The following is a 23,068-nucleotide window of genomic DNA, read 5'->3' as shown; positions in this document are numbered from 1 at the left end:
TCTAAAGATATATAAGAGTAACTTTAAAAACTAAAGTTACTCTTATATTTTAAATCTACTATGCAATTAAGTCAATTATAATTATCTTAAAAAATGCCACTTATTTTAAATTCCATTTCCTGAAAAAAACTCTGTCTTCAAGACCTTCAGCTTTCTATTTAATGAGATAGCAAATATTATGGTTAAAATTACAGTGAACAAATCTGCTGCAGGCTGTGCCCAAATTACACCTTCAATACCAAAAAAACTTGGCATAATCAAAATAGCTGGAATAAAGAATAATCCTTGACGACTGATGCTTAAAATTCCACCTTCTTTCCCCATTCCTAAAGCAAGAAATAAACACATATATACTTGCTCAAATCCAAATAATATAAATGCAATCCCACTTGCTCTAAGCGCTCTGCTGCCTATATCAATGAGCATTGCATCATTTTTAGAAAACAAATACACAATTTGTTCAGGAATTAGGATTAAAATGAATGCAGTAACAATACAGAATATTGTTGACCATTTAATTGATACCTTTGTTGCTTCCTTCAATCTATCATAGTTTTTTGCACCATAATTATATCCTGCAACTGGCTGGTATCCCCTCATAAATCCAAAAACCACATAACTTCCGAGTGCCATGATACGAGTTACAACACCAATGGCTGCTACCGCTGAATCACCATAACTACTTGCTGCAGTATTGGAAAGTGCCATTGAAGTGCTTGACAAGAGTTGAGAAACAAAAATTGGAATTCCAACTTTAAAAATCTCTGCAAAAATGGCAGTATCAAATCTAAAGTTACCTATAGAAAATCTCAAACATCCTTTTTTACTTAACATGTACCAAATATACAAAAGAGAAGCTGCACCTTGTGATATAACAGTTGAAATAGCTGATCCTCTAATTCCAAGACCTAGAGGATATATTAAAATTGGATTTAATATAATGTTGAGCACACCGCTGAGCAGCATAGAGGTCATAGTTAATTTTGACATGCCTTCAGAGGTTACAATATTGTTCATGGTAACAATAAAAATGTTTAAAATTGAGCCTGTAATATATATAACTGCAAATTCTCTTGCATATGGCAGTATTGTTTTTGTAGCTCCCAAACCAACTAATATATCATCAAGAAAACATAAGGATATGGCTATGGCAATAATGCCAACAACCAAACTGGAAAACAGTGCAGTTGAAGCTGTCTGATTTGCTTTTTCAGTTTTTCCTTCTCCAAGTAGCCTTGCAATGTAAGATGCAGCACCGCTTCCAAAGGTCATGCCAAGTCCAATTACAATTTGTACAATTGGGAATGCAATGGATACAGCCCCCATCTGACTAGTTCCAAGACCACCTACGAAGTAAGCATCCACCACACTGTAAAGTGCAGAAATCATCATGCCTATCATAATAGGAATACCCATTTTCAACAGTACTTTAGGAATTCTTTCATCACGCATCATTTTAAGTTTTTCGTTTTTCGAATTCAAAATATCATATCCTTTCTAATATGTATAGTTGCTATACGCTTTCTTTAAAAAAGTATATCCTTTATTTAATCTTGTTTAAGGCGGCTTAGCATAGTTGTCATCTAACAAGTGTATAGGATCTATACTCTTTTGGTAAAAAAACACCTTACGTATAATTGCCTCCATTTCACCATTAACTTTTCATAATCAAAATTTAACCTGCATTTATTTTTCAAAAGCATCAATTTGTTTTTCTAATGAGTTAAGCAATTCTCTAAAAAACGTCTTGTTTTCTTCTGCTGCATTTTCAAGTAAATCGTCAAAAATCTCTTCATATTTTTTATGTAACTTTTCATGATTCTTATAGGCTATCTCACCCTTTGAAGTAAGCCTTAACAAAAGTCTTGACTGATTGCGGGGATCAGTATCTTTAATAATCATACCTTTACGGTCAAGCTTCATAATAATCTGGGAAACTGCTCCTTTCGTAACTCCCAACATATCAGCCAAACCTGTCACATGAATACCTTCATTTTCTTTTATAGACTTGATCATGTGAATTTCAGCTTCATATAAGGGTTCATCCGTCCCATAATATCGAGTTTTCTTATCAAATTCGGAAATTTTTGATACTATTCTCAAAAAAGTATAACTTATTTTATTTCTATTTTTAAATTTCATATTCATCATGGCAATAGTATATAGCTGCTAAACACTTTTGTCAAATATAATATAATTCTCTTATTTTATTGTTATTGACATATGTCATATATAAGTTTATTATATATATAAAGAGCATATGACAATAACTTATAATATGTTAAATAATTTAGAAGGAAGGTATTTATACATGAAAATTGCATTGCCATCTCGTGGAAATCAAATTGACGATCATTTTGGTCACTGTGAATATTTTACTGTTTTTACAGTTGATACAGCTGCTAAAAAAGTAGTTGGTTCACAAGTTGTTCCATCACCAGCCGGCTGTGGATGTAAATCAAATATTGCACAAACTCTTTCATCAATGGGTGTTACACTTATGCTCGCTGGTAATATGGGAGAAGGTGCAGTAAGAGTACTAAAGAATTCTGGCATTGATGTAGTACGTGGATGTTCAGGTGACATAAATGCAGTAGCTACTAGCTGGCTTCAAGGTTCACTTGTAGATTCTGGTGACTGCTGCCATGAACATGAACATGGATGTCATAGTTAATTTCTATTTAATATATACCCACTAAAAAGCCAGTTAGAATAGTTTTTAAAATTATTCTAACTGGATTTATTAATTTTCTAAGCATAGGGTGAAATTAAAATTCTATCTGATGCTAAGAACTCTGCTTATTGGACTTTATATATTCATACATAATTTCTGCAGCACTACCAACAATTTCTACACAGGGACGTTTCTTATAATATTCCTTTGTTCTTTCCTCAGGTACGTAACTTTCACTTTGGTCAGATAGCCCTAAAAGTTCTCTACAAATTAATGAGCCATTATTTTCTTTAAATTTCTCAGCAAGTTGTTGAATACGCTTATAATGTTCTGCTTTTGACAATCTATCCTTTGGATCAACATACCCATACTTCATACCAGCTACCATAAACATACCACTTACTGCTCCACAAACCTCTCGGAGCCTACCCATACCTCCACCAAAAGAAGATGATATTCTAAGCGCTGTTTCAAAATCCATTCCACATTCTTCACAAAAAGCTGCAAATACGGATTGTGAACAGTTATACCCTTGTTTAAACAATTCCACTGCACGCTCCTTAAAGCTGTTAATCTCACTATATTTACTACTACGTATATTATGATTATGCTTACAATTTTCGCTCATTTTTTATAACTCCTTTTACTTCATATTACTAATTACGCTTCATAGAAGTACTTTTATTTTAATCCACCTTCATCTTCATTTTTCACAAAATTTCTATTACAATCATATCTACAACATCTTGGACCACCACAAAATTTTTCAAATCCATTGCAAAGTTTATAATCTCCGCCCTCGATTCTTAGCACCCTCCCATTTACTAGTGACTCTGCAAGTTTTCTTCTCGCATCATTATATATACCTTGAACCGTTGTACGTGCAATATTCATTTGATTGGCACATTCTTCCTGAGTAAACCCTTCCAAATCAATTAGTCTTATAGTTTCATATTCATCAACAGTCATGGTTATAAAATTCTTCTCATCAATAGGAACATTAAGTGGGCCATATATATCTCTTTGTGGTAAGCAACATACTCTTCTGCATTTTCTTGGTCTAGGCATAAAATATTCACCTCATTTACAACAAAATCAGCACTTCGCCTTAGTTATTGACATATGTCGTTTTAATTTTATTTTACTCTTTTTATGATACATGTCAAATAAAATAAAAAAAGAATAGCCTTATATCTTAAATTACCATGTAAAATAAGATACAGGCTTTACTTCATAATATATAAGAGAACCCTTACTATATAATTTTAATATAAGGTATTAACAAATTTAAAGTCTTGCTTCCTTAACTTTTTGTACGAACTTTTTAGCAGTTTCAGTTACTTTATCGTAATCCCCAGTTTTTGCTCCAGCAGTAAGTTTTCCACCTACTCCAACAGCAATACATCCATTTTTTATCCACTGATCTACATTATCAAGACTTACTCCACCAGTTGGCATAATAGGTATCTGTGGAATCGGTGATTTTATATCCTTTACTATGCTTGGACCATAAGCACTTCCTGGAAATAATTTTATTATGGACACACCAGCTTCCATTGCAGTTATCATTTCAGTTATAGTCATGCAACCTGCCATATAAGGTATTTGATATCTATTGCATAGTTTAGCAGTTTCTAAATTAAAACTAGGACTTACAATATATTCGGCTCCTGCAAGTATTGCTATTCTTGCAGTTTCACTATCTAAAACTGTTCCGGCACCTAATATTAATTCATCTTTTGAAAATTTATTTTTTAAAGAAGTTATTACTTTATCTGCATTAGGCACAGTAAAAGTAAGCTCAATTGCAGGTATGCCCCCATCTATGCATGCTTTAGAAATTTTTTCAGCAGATTCTGGAGTTTCAGCCCTTACAACAGCTACTACACCTACTTCTTCAATTCTTCTTAGAGTTTCAATTTTTTCAATCATTATGTATATCTCCTTACTTAAAATTATTTTTTACAGTAATTTCATAAAAATCTTTACATGTTTGATTATGTAGAACTTACCAAACTCAACAGCATATCCCTTTTTTTGATTATTTACGCTAGATTTACTTACTAAATCTTTGATTTCAGATCTAATTGCATACTATTTCATTAATATTATCATAATATAAGTCAAATAGAACTAAAATTACATTGCATCTTCTAAATCATTTAAATCTCTTCCAGTGATATCTTCAGAAACATAAGAACTAAAGAATGTACTTAACGAAAATATAATGAGCATTATAGCAATTGGTATCCAGCTACCTGAAACTGCTGATACCCAACTAGCTGCAATTAAAGGACCAAAACCAGTAGCTATAAGACCTGCTATTTCTTTAGCAAGAGAAACCAAAGTAACTCTATTTTTTGATCCAAATAATTCACTTAGCATTACATTTTCCAAAGCAAATATTCCTTGACATCCAACATTTAAACCAATTACTAATCCAACAGTCAATAAAACAACATTTTTTGAATTAATCATCATCATCATTGGAATTGCATAAACTGCCATGGCAAGTGATAAGATCATATATATTTTTCTTCTTCCAAATTTATCGCCAAGATATCCAACCACGGGAATAGTTATAAAAGATACTAAAGATGAAATAATATTGGCATTAGTTGCAACAGTTTTTTGCATCACAAGAACAGTAACAACAAAACCAGCTAGATATGTTTGTAAAATACCACTATTTCCAGCTTGTCCAAAACGTAATCCCAAAGCAACTATAAAGCTTTTCTTACCTTTTCTCTTAGCTTTAACTGATTTACTATTTTTTCCCATTTCTTCTCTTTCTTTTAAAAGTAGCTTTTTCTTCTCTGCCATAACTGGACTTTCTTTAACAAAAACTCTAATTAAAATTGCTGAAATCATGACAATAAAAGAGGCAAAAAACGGAATTCTCCATCCCCATGTAAGTAAATCATTTCCTTTAATATTGGTTAGAATGATAGTCCAAATTAAATTCGCTAATAACGTTCCAGTTGAAGTTCCTAAACAAACTAAACTACCAATTAGACCTCTACTTTTTACTTTTGAAAACTCGGCAACCATAACACCGGCACCACTTATTTCTGCTCCAGCACCTAAACCCTGAAAAATTCGTAGTACAACTAATCCAATTGGAGCTAATATACCAACTTTTTCATAAGTAGGCAAAAAACCTATAAGTGTTGATGCAAGTCCCATAAGAGTTATAGTAACAAAAAGAACTGTTCTACGTCCCATTTTATCACCAATTCTTCCAAACATATATGCTCCAACTAACCTAGCAACATATCCAGCTCCATATGTTCCCATGGACATTATTAAACCCATTGCAGGACTTGCATTTGGAAAAAATATCTTATTAAAAACAATAGCTGCTGCAAGAGAATATAACTGAAAATCCATAAATTCCATTGCAGTTCCAAGCCAGCCACTTGCAGCAACTTTAACCAATTCTTTTGTTTCAATCTGATAAGTACTATTATCATTTTTCTGCATTTTTACTACACCTTCCTCACTATTTATAAAAAAATTTCAACTTTATTTTCTAATATCTAGTCCTAATTTCCAAACTCCCTTAATCCTAATTGATTTAGCAAATACAGAGTAATTTTAACTAATCTTCAAAAGTAAGAATCATTTTTTTAACCTTCTCAGAATCTTTATCAATGAAATCAAGAGCTTCTTGAACTTGATCAAATTTAAATTTATGTGTAATTAATCCATCACTTTTTAACATTCCAGATTCCATTAAACGAATAACATTATCAAATTGATATGCTTGTAGTCTAGTACCAACAACAGTTAATTGATTTTTAGTAATAGGCATCTGTGGAATTTGCGATGCTTTCTCAGAAAATCCTAAAGCAACAATAGTACCAGCTGGTGATGCCAAATCAAATCCAAGCTCAAATGTCTTTGGAGATCCAACTGCGTCAATAACCTTATTTACACCTTCTCCATTTGTCCAATCTTTAACTGCCTCTTTAATATCTTCTTTTGCAACATTAACAACTCTATCTGCACCATTTTCTTTAGCAAATTTCAACTTATCTTCAACAACATCTGTCATCATTACTGTTGCACCTTTGATCTTAGCCAATTTAAGTATACATATTCCTATAGGTCCTGCTCCTTGAATAAGCACAGTATCTCCAACACCAACATCACCACGTGCTGTTGAATTTGCACCAATTGTATATGGTTCAGCTAATACTGCAGTATCCCAATCTAAATTCTTATTCATTACATGACATTGTTTTTCAGGTACTGTGAAATACTCTCTCATACCACCATCTTCATGAACACCAAATACAGATAGATCCTTACATACATTAGGCATACCATGACGACATGCATAACATTTTCCACAATAGTTAATTGGCTCAATTACAACATGATCACCAACATTAAGATTTTTTACATCATCTCCAATTTCAACAACTTCACCAACAACTTCGTGTCCCATAACCCTTGGTAGTACAGCTAATGGATTTTCACCATGGTATAAATGAACATCAGATCCACAAATTCCAACTCTTTTTGTTTTTATTAGAACATCATCTAATTTTGTAATTTTAGGTATTTCCTCTTCTTCCAATCTAAGATCATCTTTTCCATAAACTCTTGCAGTTTTCATAATTTCTTTCTCTCCTTTATATACACTTAGTAAATTTTTATTTATCCTAATTTATGCATGCTTCTTAAGATTCTATATAAGAAAACGTTTTTATAAATATTAAAAATAATAAATTATTTTTAATACATTTGTTACTTAAATTAATTTGTGTTATACTAAATTCTGTAAATAATTCTTAAATGTTGTATAAAAAGTTTTATTTTCTAGACATTTTATTTCATAAATTGTTATATTAAGATGGCCGTCTTTATAGTGACAATTTATGAATATAAAATGCCTATTTTTTTCATAAACTTAATCTTATTTACTCATTTTTTTGATTGCTTCCCACAATCCATTTAAATAAGTTACTCCAAGTGCTCTGTCATACAAGCCATATCCAGGTCTTGCCTTTTCATTCCATATCATTCTTCCATGATCAGGTCTCATATATCCCTCAAAGCCTATATCATGATATGCCTTCATTATCTCAAACATATCGAAGGATCCATCACTTGACAAATGTGATACTTCATGAAATTGTTTTTCAGATAGTATTTTTATATTTCTAACATGGGCAAAATGTATTCTTCCCATATCCCCAAAATATCTTATTAGTTCAGGTATATTGTTTTTGGTACTTGATCCTAAGGCTCCACTACATAAAGTTATACCATTATAAGTACTATCTACCATTTTTACTATTCTCTCTAAATTTTCTTTTGAATTCACTATTCTAGGAAGTCCAAATACACTCCATGCAGGATCATCTGGATGTACTGCCATCTTAACATCATATTTTTCACAGGTTGGTATTATTGCTTTAAGGAAATACTCATAGTTTTCAAATAATTTTTCCTCACCCACATTTTCATATAATTTTAGTACATTTTTCAATTCTTTAAGTCTATCTGGTTCCCAACCTGGAAGTGAAAAACCATTAGAATTTTTTTCAGTGCTTTTAACAAGATCAATTGGATCTAATCCTTTTAATTTATCATCATCATAAAGCATTGCTTCTGATCCATCTGGAAGTTTATACGCAAGATCTGTTCTAAGCCAATCAAACACTGGCATAAAATTATAGCATATTACTTTTATACCGGCTTGTCCTAAGTTTTTTATTGTCTCCTTATAGTTTTCTATGTACTTATCCCTAGATGGTAATCCAAGTTTTATATTCTCATGAATATTTACACTTTCAATAACTTCAAGTTCCAAGCCATGAGCTTCTATATTTTTTTTATATTCAAGTATTCGCTCCATAGGCCATAGCTCTCCAACTGGAATATCAGATAAAAATCCTACAACTCCTTTAACTGCGGGTATTTGACGTATTTGATCAAGTGTAACACTATCATCATTTTCGCCAAACCATCTAAATGTCATCTTCATAAAAAAAACATTCCTTTCTCTAATTATCAATTTAAATATTTTTTGAGTGTGTTTCTAACTGCACCATTTCCCGTAATCATTTCAGCAAAATAATCTTCAATCTCATCTCCAAGTCCAGCTTTATAAAGGTCTAAACCAAATATATCTTCATTTGAAAGTATTGGTTTCAAGGTTCCATATACATACTTTTCTCCAATTTCAACAGCAGCTAAATATTTTTTCAGCGTTTCTAAAAGTGGATCTGAGCTAATTTCAAATTTTTCACCTTTATCATCTATGCCAAGCATATATCTACACCACCCTGCAATAACAAGAGGTATATATTTCAAAGATTTTGGATCTAAATCATCTCTTTTTACATATTCCTTAATTGTCTCTCCAAATCTTATTCCAACTTTTTGTGATGTATCAGTTGCAATTCTCTGTGGAGTGTCTGGTATATATGGATTTGGAAGTCTTATTTTGATAACTTCTCTTATAAAATCTTCTGGAGCAATTATTCCAGGATTTGTAACAACAGGCATTCCTTCATCATATCCTATTTTTTTTATAAGTTTTGAAATGCAATCATCTTTCATTTCATCTGCAATCAAAGTATATCCAAGTAAACATCCAAATACAGCCATGGATGTATGAAGAGGATTAAGGCATGTACATACTTTCATTCTCTCAACTTTTTCTACTGTTTCTCTATTTGTAAAATATACTCCTGCATCTTCAAGAGGCATACGTCCATTTGGAAAATTATTTTCAATAACAAGATACTGAGGTCCCTCAGCATTTACAAAGGGTGCTATATAAGTATTTTTGCTTGTTATAACAGGATCAACATTATTTAGTCCAATTGAATTAAGTAACTTCTTAACTTTATCAGAAGGCCTTGGTGTAATTTTATCTATCATACTCCAAGGGAATGTAACTTTTTTTTCATTATTTATGTAGTCAATGAATTCCTTTTCAACTAATTTATTTTTACCCCACTCATTTGCAATTGTATTAATGGAATTATACAATTTTTCTCCATTATGAGAGCAGTTATCCATACTAACTACTGCAATTGGATGCTCTCCTGATTTAAATCTTGTATATAAGAGTGATGTAACTTTAGAAATTACATTTCTAGGCTTAACTGGTCCATTCTTTATATCTTCACCTACTTCATCTATAAAGTTTCCAGTTAAATTTTTTAACTTATATCCCTTCTCAGTTATAGTAAAGCTTATCATTTGAAGGGAAGGATTTGAGAATATTTCATTAAGTCTTTTCCAATTTTCTTTTCTTTTAGTATCTGCAGGAATACTTTCTCCAATGCTTGCTATTACAGTATTACTTAGCTTTCCATCCGGATTCATAATTACTTGAAGGCTCAAATTATCATAGGGCGTATATATTTTATCTATGATCTCATAATCATAGGTTTCCACTGCAACAATTCCAGTATCAGCCTTTTTTGAATTTAAAAGTTTTTGCTGAAGTGCAGCTATAAACCCTCTGAAAATATTACCTGATCCAAAGTGAACCCATTTTGGATTTTCTATGGTTTTTTTGCACATTTCATCATAATCAAATTGAGGTAAACTTATACTTGCTTTATCCCATTCAGCTTTTCTTTTTATACCTTCCTTATTTAAATCCACATTACTACCTTCTTTCTGAAATATTTACTTTGTACAATTTTTTATAACTTATTTTTATCAAGCCTCCTTTAAATAACCATTTAATAACCTCTAAAAGAATATATATTCTTTTAGAATTGTGATATAATATATTTTGTATAATTTTTTACTTTGAGATTTTGTCAAGAATACTCATATCCCATTTTAGAATATTCTTGACAAATCTCTTTTTTTAATAATAACGTTTGCATATAACCTAAATATATAAACTTATAAGCTTATATATTTATTTAAAATATTCCTGGTACTTTTCTTTTAATTTAACTGAATCGAAATTAACCATAGTCAAGTGTTCTCTCATAACTTTATCAGCTATATCCAAATTTTTATTTCTTATTGCATCTGTAATTACCAGGTGTTGTGAATATACATTACCTAATTTTAACTTTAAAGACAATGATAGTACACGAATACGTTGAAAATCTGCTTCAACTTGACAAATTGTGTCCCAAGTTCTTTTTTTATTGCAACCTTCAAAAATTGTCTTATGAAATTCCTCATCTGCTTGAAAAAATCCTGTATAGTCATTTTTATCCATACACATTTTTTGAACTTTCAGATTCATTTCAAGAAAAAATATTTTTTCTTCTGGAAACTTATTACACGCAAGTTTAACTACTGCTCTTTCAACATGTTCACGCAAAAATCTTGCTTCCTCTACAACGTCCAAATCAATAAGTGAAACAAAAGTTCCTTTTTGTGGATATACATCTAATAGACCTTCTTGAGATAAAAGTAAAAACGCTTCCCTAACCGGAGTTCTACTTACATCAAACTTTTCTGAAATACCTTTCTCAGAAATAGTAAGTCCTGGCTTTAAATGCAATTTTATAATCTCTTCTTTTAAAATTTGATATAACCTTTTACTTGTTAACTTTTTTCCTGTCTCAAGAATCATTTATTAATTCTCCTTTTTTTTAATCATGTAACCATACTACTATACTACCATACTACCATACAACCATACTTGTATGGTAGTTATGTTTTTATTATAGCATACACTTTCATAAATTCAATATATTTTACTAAAATAATGCAAAAATATGTTTATTTTAAAATAAACATATTTTTAACTCTATTTATTTTTACTTACAAATTCATCAAGATGAACTTTATCTGGATAACCATCATTATCCCCTGCAGACATTACAGCAAGTGCTCCTATAGCATTTCCTCTCTGCACTGACTCTTTAATATCTAAGCCTTCCAACAATCCACTTATGAGACCAACTGCAAAGCCATCTCCTGCCCCTACTGTGTCTACAACTTTTTCTACGTTAAACCCATCTACTGTAAATGAATCATCTTTAGACTTCACATAAGCACCTTTGCTGCCAAGTTTTATAATAACAGTCTTAACTCCCTTATCTAAATAAAAATCTGCAATATCATCTGGATTATCACTTCCTGTCAATATTAATCCTTCGCTTATTCCTGGAAGCACAATATCGCTTTTAAATGCTATATCATTTATTACATGTTTCATTTCTTCTTTATCTTTCCATAGAGGTAATCTTAAATTTGGGTCAAATGTAATTGTAATATTATTTTTCTTAGCAATCTCTAACAATTTATAAACAGACTCTCTACAACTTTTAGATAGTGCTGGAAATATGCCTGTTAAATGAACATGCTTTAATTCACTTGTATCAAGCATTTTCAAATCCTCTGTTAAAAAATGAGATGCTGCAGAATTCTTCCTAAAATAAAATATTTTTGGATCTCCATGACTAACTTTTGATTTCAATTGATAACCAGTAAAATATTCATCAGTTTCTCTTATAAAATCTGTTCCTATTTTTTCTTTTTTTAAGCTTTCTTTTATAAAATATCCAAAAGGATCTTGTCCTATTTTAGTAATATATTGTGTAGAATGTCCAAGTCTTGAGAGTCCAACACATACATTAACTTCTGCTCCCGCTAAAAACTTTTCATAAAATTTCACATCTTTTAGTTCTTTATCAATTTCACTTTCTCCATTGGCACCAAATAATGTCAATGGCTCTCCAATAGTTAAAAATTCGTTCATTATATACCCTCCATTTTTATTAATTTATACACTTCAATGTATTTTATAGAAACCGGTTTACATTTGCTATATAAAAGTTTACTTAGGTACAGTAGATTCTCTTATTTCAAGCTTAGAATTTAAATAAATACATGTATTTTGCTCGCCTTTACCATGCTTTACTCTATCTAAAAGTATCTTTGCTGACGTCATTCCAATGTCATAAGATGGCTGTGATATAGTAGTGATTCCTGGTGATATCAAAGATGCCCATCCCCAGTTATCATATCCACAAATTCCTACATCCTCAGGTATTTTTAAATTAAATTTATTTATAAGCTGCAATACATTTAAAAGCACTACTCCATTAATAGCAAATATTGCCTTACTTCCCTTATAATTATTTAAGAAATCGAACAAATCAAGTTCCACGCTTCCTGTATCATGTCTATCTATAGTATAAACATTAAAATTGGAACCATTTAATTTGTTATTACAAGCATCCAAAAACGCTTTTTCTCTCTCAATCCTTACACTTATCTTATCTACATGTTGGGTAAATAATGCTACATTTTCAAATCCAGAATCAATTAAATAATTTGTAGTTTTAAATGTCATATCGTAGTTATTACTTGTAACAGAATCAAATATATTATCATCTATAATTCTGTCCATAGTCACAACTGGAATACCTTGATCTAATATATCTTTTAGTAATTTTCCGTTATATCCAGTCCCATTTATTATCAATCCGTCTATATTCTTGGATGTAAGTGAAAGAAGATATTCTCTTTCCTTATCCTTATCATTATTTGTATTAGCTATTATAACATTATATCCATATTTTCCACATTCATCATCCACACCTTTTATTAACAAAGATGAAAACGGATTGGTCAAATCTGCAATTATAACTTGTATAAGCATACTCTTCTTAAGTTTTAAACTTCTAGCTATACTATTTGGTTTATAATTTAATTCATCAATTACCTTTTCGATATTTTTTCTAGTCTTTTGTGACATATATTCAAATTTTCCATTTAAATATCTGGATACTGTTGATTTAGACACTCCTACCTTTTTAGCCACATCGTCAATTACAATTTTTTTCTCAGGTTTTATGTATATCACCTCTTCTTTTAGAAACCGGTTTACTAACATTATAGTATCATTTAAAATTAGTACTTTCAATAGTTAATTAAAAATTAGGGTAAGATATGTATTTTCTATAAGCAACCTCCACCTGAGTGTACGAGTCACTTAATAATAACCTATCCTACCCCAATTTCTATTTACTCCTCGTCTTAATAACTATAATATTTTATTTAAAGTTTCATAAGTATAATCTATAATTTCAACACAACTGATGCCACTTTTCTTTAAATCCCTGCAAAGTTCTGTTCCGTATTTTTCTTTTATGTTTATCATCAACTCTTTTGTATACTTTCTAGCGTTATTAACCCACTTTATCATATCCTATTGATTTTTTAGGACATGCTGTAACACATTTTCCACACTGTATGCAATCAGGATGACTTAATAAATCTCCTTTATATTCATAAGGAATTATTCCAAGTGAACACTTTTTCTCACATAATTTACACGATACACAGCTAGAAGATACTTGTAATACTTTTTTATTTTTTCTCACTCTTGATATAAAAGACGCTATAGTTCCCATAGGACAAAAGTGACACCAGGTTCTATGATTATAAAACAAAGATAAAAATATTCCTATTATAGTAGTAACAACAATTATTCTATAAAATACCATACCAATACCATAAAGATTTCCCCAATTTTTCTTAATTCCAAGTGTAAACATTGTTAACATAAATATCATAAGTATAATTCTAAAATAATTGGATTTTAAAAACTTTGGCACTTTTCTTTTGTTACTAAATTTAGAAACTATATTGTCATAAAAGTTTCCCCTTGGACATAAATTGCCACACCAAAATCTTCCTCTAAATATAGATACAATTATAGGTGCTATCATACAAATAGCAGCTACTATTGCAAATCTTAAATCAATCAATCCAATTAATACAAAAGCTATTAACAATATAAACGAATATTTTTTCCACAATTTTAAAAACATATAAAATAAACCCCTTTCAAAATCAGTTATTTAATATTTAAATCATATAACAGTATTATATCATAATATCGTAATATTGCAATATATAAATATAAAATTCATACATATACTCTATCTTTAAACACTAAAAAGAGCTGTAGCACTAAGAAATTCATATACAATATATTGCTTTACAAATTTAAAATTATGGCAATATTATTGTAATATTTATTCTTAATACAACAACCCATTTTATTTAAACTATTATATACTAATTATTAGTATAGCAGTTTGCAGTTCCTCTATTTCCATGACCCATATGTCCCTTTCCTTCATGTCCCATTCCTTTTCCCTCGTGTCTAATTCCTTGACCAGGAATGCCAGTACAGCTTTCCATATTACTTTTCAATTTTTCTTTCATGGAAGCTCCTTCCTCTTTAGTTATCTTTCCATCAGCAACTGCCTTGTCTATAGCCTTATTTCTTTCCTCTAACAATGCTGCTTTAAATTGCTCTTCTGTCATACCTTTATCCTTGGCCAAATCATACATTGTCTTTCCTGAATTAAGGGCATCTGTTATTTCCTTGTCTGTAATCCCAAGTTTATCTTTTAAAATTGATTGTACATAATCATGTCCACTTATACCTGTAACTCTTCCAATTCCAACTCCTTGATGATTAGTATTGTTTCCATTAGTAACACCAGTCGATGCTGCACTTGCATATGCTGTTGCTCCAATACCTACTGCAAGTGCCATAGTTAACGCTATGATTAAATTTTTCTTTTTCATTTTTATTCCTCCAATACATTTAATTTTGTACCTGTCTGGTATAATATAATAATAAAATATATCATGAACAAAAAAGTGTCATAATTGTGTTATATTTATTAAAATTCACATTAACATGTTTACAATTAAATCACAATTATAACAAATTCAGTCCACAATTATTTCACAAATCTATCCTATACTGATGTTATAATCTAATCAAGTGATTCTTAGACTCAGGTGGAGTTTGCTTGTGAGGAATACCTCTTACCTGAGCAAGCTCATAAAATGCCATTTAGACATTTTATTGCCGGAGCAGGGCTCGTAAAATGTCATTTAGACATTTTACCCATCTGAGTCTTAGAAGAACTTATCCAGGCGCGTAGCAGTGCTTATCCCCCACTTGAAAAAGATGAGGGTATTAGCAATGGTAGCGATCGGATAAAATAAAGAATACGAGGTGATGAAAAATGGATAAAAATATTTTGATTGCCGATGATAATATAGAAATCATTAAAATTTTAAAACCTTATGTAGAAAAAGAAGGCTTTACTTTAGTTTCTGCTCTCAATGGAAAAGAAGCATTGGATAAATTTGATATATGTAATCCTCAAATTGTTTTATTGGATATTATGATGCCAATAATAGATGGAATGGAAGTGTGCAAATCAATAAGATTTAAATCCAATACTCCAATAATAATGATAACAGCAAAGAGTGAGGACGCAGATAAAATTTTAGGGTTAAATTCTGGTGCTGATGACTATATTGTAAAACCATTTAGTCCTGGTGAGGTAGTGGCAAGAATAAACGCTGTACTTAGAAGAATTACACCACCTGAAAATATTAAATTAACTACAATTCAATACCCTCCTCTTGAATTAGATATTGAAAATTATTCAATTAAATTAAATGGTTCAAATATTAACCTTACTAAAAAAGAAATAGAAGTTTTATGGATGCTTTCAAGTTCATCTAACAAGATAGTTTCAAGAGATAGTTTACTTGATAACATATGGGGAGTAGATTATTTTGGCGATCCTCGAACAGTAGATACTCATATAAAAAGGATAAGAGCAAAGCTTGCACTTAATGGACAATATAACTGGGATATTAAAACTATTTGGGGTATGGGATATAAATTTGAGGTGAAAGATGTTTAGAAAAAATATTACTTTTAAACTCACTTTTGGTTTTTTACTAATTGTTATTATTTCAACTCTTTTAATAGGTATTATTTCGTTAAACATATTTAAAAACAACATCTTTAATGTAAAAAGAAGCAATATGACAAGACATGCTTTGGAAATTTCAAAAACACTTAAGCCTTATATAACTGAAGATATTAAAGGAAAAGAGTTTACTGATATTATAAACTTACTAGATTCTATTGATAATGCCAAGATTTGGATAGTTGATTCTAATAAAAATATTATATCTGCATCAAATAATAAGAGCCTTAGCCTTACTTATATTACTGATACAAGTGTATTGAAAACATATAATTCTATTTTCAAAAAAACATTAGATAATTCAAAAGAATATGATGAAATATATAATCCTTATTACAAAGAATACATGATGACTGTGTCAGTTCCTATAAAAAATAACAGCAATAATGTAATTGGTGCAGTAGTTATTAATTCTTCCATTACTGATCTATCTAATTCTATGAACAATTTTTTTATATATTTAATTTTAACTCTTTTAGGTGAAATATTTATTGCTGGCCTTATGGGATATTATTTTTCCAAAAATATTACAACACCTATAAAAAAAATAAATTCATCTGCACTTGAACTAGCAAAAGGTCATTATGGAATACTTACAAATGTATATCAAAAAGATGAAATTGGAGAATTGTCAAATTCCTTTGATTTATTATCTTTAAAGCTTCAGTACACTATAAATAAACTTTTCGAAGAAAAAACAAAGTTAAGTAATATTATAACAAGTATGAATGAAGGCATTTTAGCAATGGATTCAAAACTTAATATCATTAATATTAATCAGTCTGCTCTTTCTCTATTATCTCTTAAGGATTATGAATCAGGCTTAAAAATTAATACAGTGTTATCAGAATTAAATATAATTGAAGAATTTGAAGCTACTATATATGAAGATACAAAAAAATCTATATTAAAAAAATATCTACACAAAACATTAAATTTCTCCATGTCACCTGTAAAAAACAATTTAAATGAGACTATAGGTGGTGTAATTCTTATTCAAGATGTTAGCGAAAAAGAAAAACTTGAACAAATGCGTAAAGACTTTGTTTCAAATGTTTCCCACGAATTTAGAACTCCTTTAACAATTATAAAAGGTAATTTAGAATCAGTCATAGATGGAATGACAAAAACAGAATATATAAAAGATACTTGTATTACACTTTTAAAAGAAACTAATCGCCTTGAAAGAATGGTTAAAGACTTACTTAATCTAAGCAAATTAGAATCTGGAAAATTGGAAATTGTTTTTAACGAACTAAATATTAATATGCTTATTAATGATATTTTAAGAAGTCTTAGACCATTGATAAAAAATAAATTTATAAATTTACAACTGTCACTTGAAAATAATCTGCCTATTATATCTAGTGATTATGATAAGTTAAAACAGTTGCTTATAATATTTTTGGATAATGCTATTAAATTTTCTTCAAATGAAGGTATATTAAAAATATCTACTTATTCAGACAATAAGAATATTTATATAATTATTGAGGACAGTGGAATTGGTATACCTAAAAATGAAATTGAATATTTAGGCGAAAAGTTCTTCAAAGCTGACAGGGCGCGAACTTCAAATGTTGAAGGAACTGGACTTGGACTTTCAATAGCAAAAAGATTAGTAAGAATTTTAAATGGACATTTTGAAATAGAAAGTGAATTAGGCAAAGGAACAATTATAACTATTTCATTTTCCAAAATTTAAAAGTGGAAGGAGTAAAATTATGGGACATAGACATGGATATGGTCATCACATGGGAATAGGTTTTTATGGTTCCTATATCTTAATATTTTTGTTATTAACTATTTTAATTTTAATATTTTTTCTACTGAAAAATCGATCTCCTGCAAGTCCATTTATAATAAAACTCATTGGCATACTTAAAGAAAAATATGCTTCTGGCACTATTTCTGTTGACGAATATACTGAAAGAAAATCCATCATTGAGCATACTAAATATTCAAATTCTCATACTCCTATACTCCTAGAAAGATATGCTGAATGTTTAATAAGTACAAAAGAATTTTTAAATATTAAAAATGAAATTGAAAGTAATAAAAATGATTCTCTTATATGCGAACAACTTGCAAAGGGTGAACTTTCCTATAATGAATTTAAATCAAAATAAATTGTATAAAAAACGAGAGTTATTTTACTAAGCTCTCGCTTTTAATATGATAGTCTTTTCAATTATCCTAGGTTGAACTTTCTGTATTACACCATCGTCTACAAAATGCGGCTTTTTTACTACACACTACTCTCTGAGATCCACAATTAGGACAAGCTAATTTATCATGCTTATAATTTATTTCATAGGTTTCCCCACAATCCATACATTTGAATTTGCAGTGATTTGTAGTATAATATCCCCCACTAATTCTTATAGCTTTTCCTTCTGTTAGTGCTATTGCAACCTTTTTTCTAGCACTATCAATTATGTTTTGAAAGGTTTGACGGGATATTTCCATTTTTTCAGCACATTCTTCTTGATTTAGCTCTTCTATATCCTTAAGCCTCATCGCTTCAAGTTCTTCTACCTTTAAAACTATTTCTTCAGTTTCACATTTAGGTTTTCCCCATGGTACAAAATAATCATCTTTTGGAAAAAACTCAACTTTTCTAAATTTAGTTGGTCTTGGCATTTTTATCCTCCCTGCATTTATTACATAATCCAATTAGCATTATATCAGCATCAGATACAATTAAATTATTTTCCTTTTCAATTTTACTATTTAATTTCAAATAATCCAACTCTAAAAATTTATTATCTATATCTATTATACTATTACATTTAACACATTTAAAATGTATATGCAGAGGTTTTCCACTAAACATTTTCATTTCATAATAATTTGTACCATTTATATTTATTTCTTTTATTATATTTAATTTACTAAATACCTTTAAACTTCTATAAACTGTGGCAATGCCAATAGAATACTTTTTAACATCTTTACATATTTCTTCAGCACTTAAATGAATATTAGATTTAATTAAAGTTTTTAATATATATTCCTTTTGTCTAGTGAACATATAACCATTATCTTCAATTATTTTTTTTAAATAAATTAAATCTTTCTCCATTTAATTCTCCTTAATATTAATCTTCGCAGTGGCCTTCATGCTGATGTTCTGTGCAAACACTTCCTGTAGATTTTAATTCTCCATTTACATACTGATGTAGTAAATTATCACAATCACCCATTGCTCCAACAACTACTTCTATTCCATTTTCCTTAAACAATTCTTGAGCTGTTTCTCCCATGCCACCTGCAATAATAACATTTGTTCCTAAATCCTTTAAAAATACTGGTAAAAATCCTGGTCTATGTCCTGGATTTTGAACAAACTTCTTATTTAAAGCTTTTCCTTCCTCAACTTCATAAGTAGTAAAACCTTCACAATGACCAAAATGTCCACTTACTAATTTTCCTTCACTTGCAATTGCTATTTTCATTTTATATTCCTCCTAAAATTCATTTATGTTTTTAATAAATAATGGCTTTTATATTATTCCACATATGTTCTATTGCAATTTTTGCCTCACTATTTTCATAATAAATTATAGGCTTTAGTTCATTAATGGATTTCATAACCATATCATCATAAGGTATTTTTCCTACTAATTTAAAACCTTTTTCATTACAAAAAATTTCAATTTCTTTTGCTATTTCTTCATTAATATCATATTTATTGATACATACTAATGCAGGAATTTCAAAATGTTGACAAAGAGACATTACTCTTATAAAATCCTCCATACCTGACTTTGTAGGCTCTGTAACTATTAATGCAAAATCACAACCTGTTATTGATGAAATTACTGAACATCCTATACCAGGAGAACCATCTGTTATAATCAAGTTGGATTTCTTATTGAACATACCTTTAAAGCTATTTATTAATGAATTGCTACTGTCTTCTTTTTTATTAAATTCTCTACCATTTTTTCTTAATATGCTAATAAGTTTTCCTGAACCTTCACTTCCAATTTCCATTTTTGCCCTGGACAGTATTCCTCTTGACGTTTTTGTTATAAATACATCTGCACTTTTCTCTTCTAATAGTTTAACAGCCTTTTCAGGACAAACAATAGTGCAAGCTCCACAGCCTTCACATTTATAAACATTTATCTCTAAATTTTTTATAGCACCAAATTTACAATAACTTTCACATATGGCACAGTGAGTACAAAGATTTTTATCTATTACAGCCTTTTTATCTCCAAAAAAATCTTCCTGATGTAAATCCTCTCCATCATAAAACAAATAGAAATTAGGAGCATCTACATCACAATCCACTCTTATAACATCCTTAGCAAGCTCTGACAAAGCAACAGCAACTGTAGTTTTCCCTGTCCCACCTTTTCCACTTAATACTACTAATTCCATGCTGATGCCTCCTTTATCCTTCTAGCAATATCCTCAAAAAAGCTTCTATACTCTTCATTTTCTATTAGCATTCTGCCTGTTGAATAACACTGTGCAATATCTCTTCTATAAGGTAAATAACCTAATATAGGAATATTTTCTTTTTCACAATACTGAGTTATTATATTTTTACTGCCTGAGTTTTTATTTATCACTATACCCATAGGTATATTAAATTTTCTAATAAGTTCTACTGCCATTTTTAAATCATGTAATCCAAATTCTGAAGGTTCTGTTACAAGTACAGCTAAATCTACATTCTGAATTGTATTAACTACATTACAAGAGGTTCCAGGTGAACAATCGAATATATTAATTCCTTCATTTAAATCCTTTAAAAGTTCTTTAATAATTGGAACTGCCATAGGTTCACCTACGTTCAACAATCCTCTTTTGCTCTTAATACTACCTGAATTTCCTTCTTCAATTATTCCAATACTTCTCTTTTTATACTCTATAGCTTCATGTTTACATACAATTTTACAAACTCCACAGCTGTGACATAATTTTTCAAAAAGTATAATACATTCATTAACTCTAGCTAAAGCATTAAATTCACAAGCATTAGAGCACTCCCCACAATGTATACATTTGCTATAATCAATAAGAGGGTAATCAATTTGTATTTCTTTACTTACAATATCTGAAGGTTTTAGAAATATAAATCCATTTGGCTCTTCTACATCACAATCAATATAATTAGCTTTTAAAATCAATGCAAGATTAGTTGAAATTGTAGTTTTACCTGTTCCTCCTTTTCCACTTAATACTGCAATATTCAAATTCTACTCCCCCTTACGGATTATTGACCCATTCCATTATGTGCTGGACCTGCAAGCTTTATTTCATCTAATTCATTATTATTTAATTTTTGTAAAGCAGCTTTTACAGTAATGTTTCCACACTTATATGCTTTAATTCCTGATTTTTCAATAATTGTAAAAGCATTAGGTCCCAAACTTCCTGTAATTATTACATCTACCTTTTCATCAATTAACTGCTGAGATGCTGCTATTCCTGCTGCTCCGTTTGCACTTTGACCCTTATTATCAACAACTTTAAAATCTCCATTTTCACTGTCATGAATTTGAAAAAAGTCACACCTTCCAAATCTCATATCAAGTAAACTTTCAATATCCTTTCCTGTGGCAGAAACTGCAATTTTCATCTATTTTTCCTCCTCTAATTTTTTCAAAATATTTCTTACTATTGGACTAAACAACTCATCTAAGCTTTCACTTGAATTTTCACATCCACAGCTTGATAAGTTACAAATTTCACTAACCATTGGTAATTCACCAAGAAGCTCTAAATCGGCTTCTTCTAAAAATTTATCTATGCCATCTCCAGTAAATAACTTTATCTTCTTATTACAATCTGGACAGACTATATAGCTCATGTTTTCTACAACACCTAAAACTTTAATATCCATTTTTTTTGCCATATTTATAGCTTTGGAAACAATCATTGAAACTAAATCCTGTGGTACAGATACCATTACAAGTCCATTAATAGGAATAGACTGCATAACAGTTAATGCTACATCTCCTGTTCCTGGAGGCATATCTATTATTAAATAATCTAGTGCTCCCCAAAGTACATCAGTCCAAAATTGCTTAACTGCTCCAGAAATTATTGGGCCTCTCCATATTACTGGCTCATTTTCATCTTCAATTAATAAATTTAATGACATAACCTTTATCTTATCTTCTGTTTCTACTGGATATATAATTTCCTCTCTAACTTCTGCATTTTTACCTTTTAAGCCAAGTAATCTTGGTACACTTGGTCCTGTTATATCAGCATCCAAAATTCCTACTTTATATCCTGATTTTCTTAATTGTTTAGCAATCATTACTGATATAGTAGACTTTCCAACTCCACCTTTACCGCTCATAACCCCTATAACATTTTTAATACTATTCATTGGATTATTTTCTATCATACATTTCTCTTTATCCTTACTGCATGAATCGCCTGATGGACATGAATTACAATTTGACATAATTTCCACTCCTTGTCTATTTTTATTATTGGCATTTGCTAATTATATATTACACCAGCTTTTTATTATTGTCAAATGCCAATAATAAAAAATTTAAATGCCTTTAGAAACTTTACATATCATGTAATTTTTCTAAAGGCATTTTTTCAATAAATAATCATGGCTTTATATTATTTTAATCATATTTTCAATACT

24 protein-coding genes and 1 pseudogene are annotated in these 23,068 nt (G+C 29.9%); 4 read left to right on the top strand and 21 right to left on the bottom strand.

All coding sequences use genetic code 11. From position 1 onward, the window contains the following. Positions 1-105 precede the first annotated feature (105 nt). The gene (locus EG57_RS0203150; RefSeq protein WP_032075842.1) at positions 106-1,482 is read right to left on the bottom strand and encodes an MATE family efflux transporter; all 1,377 of its coding nucleotides are present in this window, start codon (positions 1,480-1,482) and stop codon (positions 106-108) included. Between the two features lie 204 nt (positions 1,483-1,686). Continuing rightward, a complete protein-coding gene (locus tag EG57_RS0203145; protein ID WP_032075841.1) occupies positions 1,687-2,151 on the bottom strand; it encodes a MarR family winged helix-turn-helix transcriptional regulator in 465 nt (154 codons plus the stop codon). Between the two features lie 160 nt (positions 2,152-2,311). Here EG57_RS0203145 and EG57_RS0203140 point away from each other — a divergent pair, with 160 nt between their 5' ends. Continuing rightward, positions 2,312-2,674 carry a NifB/NifX family molybdenum-iron cluster-binding protein gene (locus EG57_RS0203140; protein ID WP_032075840.1) on the top strand — a complete coding sequence of 121 codons (363 nt, stop codon included), beginning with the start codon at positions 2,312-2,314 and terminating at the stop codon, positions 2,672-2,674. 112 nt (positions 2,675-2,786) lie between these two features. Here EG57_RS0203140 and EG57_RS0203135 read toward each other — a convergent pair whose 3' ends face one another. The 12 genes from EG57_RS0203135 to EG57_RS0203075 all read right to left on the bottom strand — a co-directional run bounded on the left by EG57_RS0203135 (position 2,787) and on the right by EG57_RS0203075 (position 15,226). Beyond that, positions 2,787-3,302 (bottom strand): C-GCAxxG-C-C family protein, encoded by a 516-nt coding sequence (locus EG57_RS0203135; RefSeq protein WP_032075839.1) that lies wholly within the window; start codon positions 3,300-3,302, stop codon positions 2,787-2,789. Positions 3,303-3,355: 53 nt separating this feature from the next. Beyond that, positions 3,356-3,742 carry a DUF134 domain-containing protein gene (locus tag EG57_RS0203130; RefSeq protein ID WP_029160688.1) on the bottom strand — a complete coding sequence of 129 codons (387 nt, stop codon included), beginning with the start codon at positions 3,740-3,742 and terminating at the stop codon, positions 3,356-3,358. 219 nt (positions 3,743-3,961) lie between these two features. Then, positions 3,962-4,606 carry a bifunctional 4-hydroxy-2-oxoglutarate aldolase/2-dehydro-3-deoxy-phosphogluconate aldolase gene (locus tag EG57_RS0203125; RefSeq protein ID WP_032075838.1) on the bottom strand — a complete coding sequence of 215 codons (645 nt, stop codon included), beginning with the start codon at positions 4,604-4,606 and terminating at the stop codon, positions 3,962-3,964. A 207-nt stretch (positions 4,607-4,813) separates the two neighbouring features. After that, positions 4,814-6,157 (bottom strand): MFS transporter, encoded by a 1,344-nt coding sequence (locus tag EG57_RS0203120; protein WP_032075837.1) that lies wholly within the window; start codon positions 6,155-6,157, stop codon positions 4,814-4,816. 118 nt (positions 6,158-6,275) lie between these two features. Continuing rightward, complete coding sequence (locus EG57_RS0203115) at positions 6,276-7,298, bottom strand: zinc-binding alcohol dehydrogenase family protein (protein WP_032075836.1); 1,023 nt, start codon at positions 7,296-7,298, stop codon at positions 6,276-6,278. A gap of 300 nt (positions 7,299-7,598) precedes the next feature. Then, positions 7,599-8,672, bottom strand: a complete 1,074-nt coding sequence (gene uxuA, locus EG57_RS0203110) for a mannonate dehydratase (protein WP_032075835.1) — start codon at positions 8,670-8,672, stop codon at positions 7,599-7,601. 26 nt (positions 8,673-8,698) lie between these two features. Further along, complete coding sequence (locus EG57_RS0203105) at positions 8,699-10,309, bottom strand: mannitol dehydrogenase family protein (RefSeq protein WP_032075834.1); 1,611 nt, start codon at positions 10,307-10,309, stop codon at positions 8,699-8,701. Between the two features lie 265 nt (positions 10,310-10,574). After that, positions 10,575-11,246 (bottom strand): GntR family transcriptional regulator, encoded by a 672-nt coding sequence (locus EG57_RS0203100; RefSeq protein ID WP_032075833.1) that lies wholly within the window; start codon positions 11,244-11,246, stop codon positions 10,575-10,577. Positions 11,247-11,423: 177 nt separating this feature from the next. Continuing rightward, positions 11,424-12,377, bottom strand: a complete 954-nt coding sequence (locus tag EG57_RS0203095; protein ID WP_032075832.1) for a sugar kinase — start codon at positions 12,375-12,377, stop codon at positions 11,424-11,426. A gap of 78 nt (positions 12,378-12,455) precedes the next feature. Next, complete coding sequence (locus tag EG57_RS0203090; protein WP_242859799.1) at positions 12,456-13,487, bottom strand: LacI family DNA-binding transcriptional regulator; 1,032 nt, start codon at positions 13,485-13,487, stop codon at positions 12,456-12,458. A 325-nt stretch (positions 13,488-13,812) separates the two neighbouring features. Continuing rightward, positions 13,813-14,457: a 4Fe-4S binding protein gene (locus tag EG57_RS0203080; RefSeq protein ID WP_032075831.1), complete on the bottom strand. Its 645-nt coding sequence runs from the start codon at positions 14,455-14,457 to the stop codon at positions 13,813-13,815. Positions 14,458-14,707: 250 nt separating this feature from the next. Then, positions 14,708-15,226 carry a hypothetical protein gene (locus EG57_RS0203075; RefSeq protein WP_032075830.1) on the bottom strand — a complete coding sequence of 173 codons (519 nt, stop codon included), beginning with the start codon at positions 15,224-15,226 and terminating at the stop codon, positions 14,708-14,710. A gap of 449 nt (positions 15,227-15,675) precedes the next feature. Between EG57_RS0203075 and EG57_RS0203070 the strand changes: the two genes are divergently transcribed. The 3 genes from EG57_RS0203070 to EG57_RS0203060 are packed head-to-tail and all read left to right on the top strand — an operon-like array spanning position 15,676 to position 18,566. Next, on the top strand, positions 15,676-16,368 hold the full coding sequence (locus tag EG57_RS0203070; protein WP_032075829.1) for a response regulator transcription factor: 693 nt from the start codon (positions 15,676-15,678) through the stop codon (positions 16,366-16,368). Then, a complete protein-coding gene (locus EG57_RS0203065; RefSeq protein ID WP_032075828.1) occupies positions 16,361-18,142 on the top strand; it encodes an ATP-binding protein in 1,782 nt (593 codons plus the stop codon). Before EG57_RS0203070 ends, EG57_RS0203065 begins: the two co-directional genes overlap by 8 nt. 19 nt (positions 18,143-18,161) lie before the next feature. After that, positions 18,162-18,566, top strand: a complete 405-nt coding sequence (locus EG57_RS0203060; RefSeq protein ID WP_029160675.1) for an SHOCT domain-containing protein — start codon at positions 18,162-18,164, stop codon at positions 18,564-18,566. A 67-nt stretch (positions 18,567-18,633) separates the two neighbouring features. On the opposite strand, the gene EG57_RS0203055 is transcribed toward EG57_RS0203060, so the two are convergent. From EG57_RS0203055 to EG57_RS0203025, 7 genes and pseudogenes are all read right to left on the bottom strand, one after another. After that, a complete protein-coding gene (locus EG57_RS0203055; protein ID WP_029160674.1) occupies positions 18,634-19,080 on the bottom strand; it encodes a DUF134 domain-containing protein in 447 nt (148 codons plus the stop codon). Then, positions 19,053-19,522: pseudogene (locus EG57_RS25660) on the bottom strand (Fur family transcriptional regulator); the annotation flags it as partial. The gene EG57_RS0203055 and the pseudogene EG57_RS25660, both read right to left, overlap by 28 nt. Positions 19,523-19,538: 16 nt before the next feature. Continuing rightward, the gene (locus EG57_RS0203045) at positions 19,539-19,895 is read right to left on the bottom strand and encodes a NifB/NifX family molybdenum-iron cluster-binding protein (protein ID WP_029160672.1); all 357 of its coding nucleotides are present in this window, start codon (positions 19,893-19,895) and stop codon (positions 19,539-19,541) included. 31 nt (positions 19,896-19,926) lie between these two features. After that, positions 19,927-20,829, bottom strand: coding sequence for an ATP-binding protein (locus tag EG57_RS0203040; protein ID WP_029160671.1), 903 nt, complete (start codon positions 20,827-20,829; stop codon positions 19,927-19,929). Further along, positions 20,820-21,650, bottom strand: a complete 831-nt coding sequence (locus tag EG57_RS0203035) for a P-loop NTPase (RefSeq protein WP_032075827.1) — start codon at positions 21,648-21,650, stop codon at positions 20,820-20,822. Before EG57_RS0203035 ends, EG57_RS0203040 begins: the two co-directional genes overlap by 10 nt. A gap of 20 nt (positions 21,651-21,670) precedes the next feature. Then, entirely contained in the window at positions 21,671-22,036 is a 366-nt protein-coding gene (locus EG57_RS0203030; protein WP_032075826.1) for a NifB/NifX family molybdenum-iron cluster-binding protein, read from the bottom strand. After that, positions 22,037-22,873 carry an Mrp/NBP35 family ATP-binding protein gene (locus EG57_RS0203025; RefSeq protein ID WP_032075825.1) on the bottom strand — a complete coding sequence of 279 codons (837 nt, stop codon included), beginning with the start codon at positions 22,871-22,873 and terminating at the stop codon, positions 22,037-22,039. Positions 22,874-23,068: the final 195 nt, after the last annotated feature.

It is taken from the genome of Clostridium drakei (assembly GCF_000633595.2).
In the GTDB taxonomy this organism is placed as follows: Bacteria; Bacillota; Clostridia; order Clostridiales; family Clostridiaceae; genus Clostridium_AM; species Clostridium_AM drakei.
The sequence above is the reverse complement of the archived record's forward strand: the minus strand, read 5'-3'. Positions and strand labels throughout refer to the sequence as shown.

Excerpts from the sequence above, each read along its gene's own strand:
- EG57_RS0203070 (WP_032075829.1), top strand. The coding sequence starts at position 15,676 with ATGGATAAAAATATTTTGATTGCCGATGATAATATAGAAATCATTAAA.
- EG57_RS0203100 (WP_032075833.1), bottom strand. The coding sequence starts at position 11,246 with ATGATTCTTGAGACAGGAAAAAAGTTAACAAGTAAAAGGTTATATCAA.
- EG57_RS0203065 (WP_032075828.1), top strand. The coding sequence starts at position 16,361 with ATGTTTAGAAAAAATATTACTTTTAAACTCACTTTTGGTTTTTTACTA.
- EG57_RS0203135 (WP_032075839.1), bottom strand. The coding sequence starts at position 3,302 with ATGAGCGAAAATTGTAAGCATAATCATAATATACGTAGTAGTAAATAT.
- EG57_RS0203025 (WP_032075825.1), bottom strand. The coding sequence starts at position 22,873 with ATGTCAAATTGTAATTCATGTCCATCAGGCGATTCATGCAGTAAGGAT.
- EG57_RS0203075 (WP_032075830.1), bottom strand. The coding sequence starts at position 15,226 with ATGAAAAAGAAAAATTTAATCATAGCGTTAACTATGGCACTTGCAGTA.
- EG57_RS0203115 (WP_032075836.1), bottom strand. The coding sequence starts at position 7,298 with ATGAAAACTGCAAGAGTTTATGGAAAAGATGATCTTAGATTGGAAGAA.
- uxuA (WP_032075835.1), bottom strand. The coding sequence starts at position 8,672 with ATGAAGATGACATTTAGATGGTTTGGCGAAAATGATGATAGTGTTACA.
- EG57_RS0203045 (WP_029160672.1), bottom strand. The coding sequence starts at position 19,895 with ATGAAAATAGCAATTGCAAGTGAAGGAAAATTAGTAAGTGGACATTTT.
- EG57_RS0203130 (WP_029160688.1), bottom strand. The coding sequence starts at position 3,742 with ATGCCTAGACCAAGAAAATGCAGAAGAGTATGTTGCTTACCACAAAGA.
- EG57_RS0203080 (WP_032075831.1), bottom strand. The coding sequence starts at position 14,457 with ATGTTTTTAAAATTGTGGAAAAAATATTCGTTTATATTGTTAATAGCT.
- EG57_RS0203145 (WP_032075841.1), bottom strand. The coding sequence starts at position 2,151 with ATGATGAATATGAAATTTAAAAATAGAAATAAAATAAGTTATACTTTT.
- EG57_RS0203060 (WP_029160675.1), top strand. The coding sequence starts at position 18,162 with ATGGGACATAGACATGGATATGGTCATCACATGGGAATAGGTTTTTAT.
- EG57_RS0203125 (WP_032075838.1), bottom strand. The coding sequence starts at position 4,606 with ATGATTGAAAAAATTGAAACTCTAAGAAGAATTGAAGAAGTAGGTGTA.
- EG57_RS0203140 (WP_032075840.1), top strand. The coding sequence starts at position 2,312 with ATGAAAATTGCATTGCCATCTCGTGGAAATCAAATTGACGATCATTTT.
- EG57_RS0203040 (WP_029160671.1), bottom strand. The coding sequence starts at position 20,829 with ATGGAATTAGTAGTATTAAGTGGAAAAGGTGGGACAGGGAAAACTACA.
- EG57_RS0203030 (WP_032075826.1), bottom strand. The coding sequence starts at position 22,036 with ATGAAAATTGCAGTTTCTGCCACAGGAAAGGATATTGAAAGTTTACTT.
- EG57_RS0203120 (WP_032075837.1), bottom strand. The coding sequence starts at position 6,157 with ATGCAGAAAAATGATAATAGTACTTATCAGATTGAAACAAAAGAATTG.
- EG57_RS0203095 (WP_032075832.1), bottom strand. The coding sequence starts at position 12,377 with ATGAACGAATTTTTAACTATTGGAGAGCCATTGACATTATTTGGTGCC.
- EG57_RS0203055 (WP_029160674.1), bottom strand. The coding sequence starts at position 19,080 with ATGCCAAGACCAACTAAATTTAGAAAAGTTGAGTTTTTTCCAAAAGAT.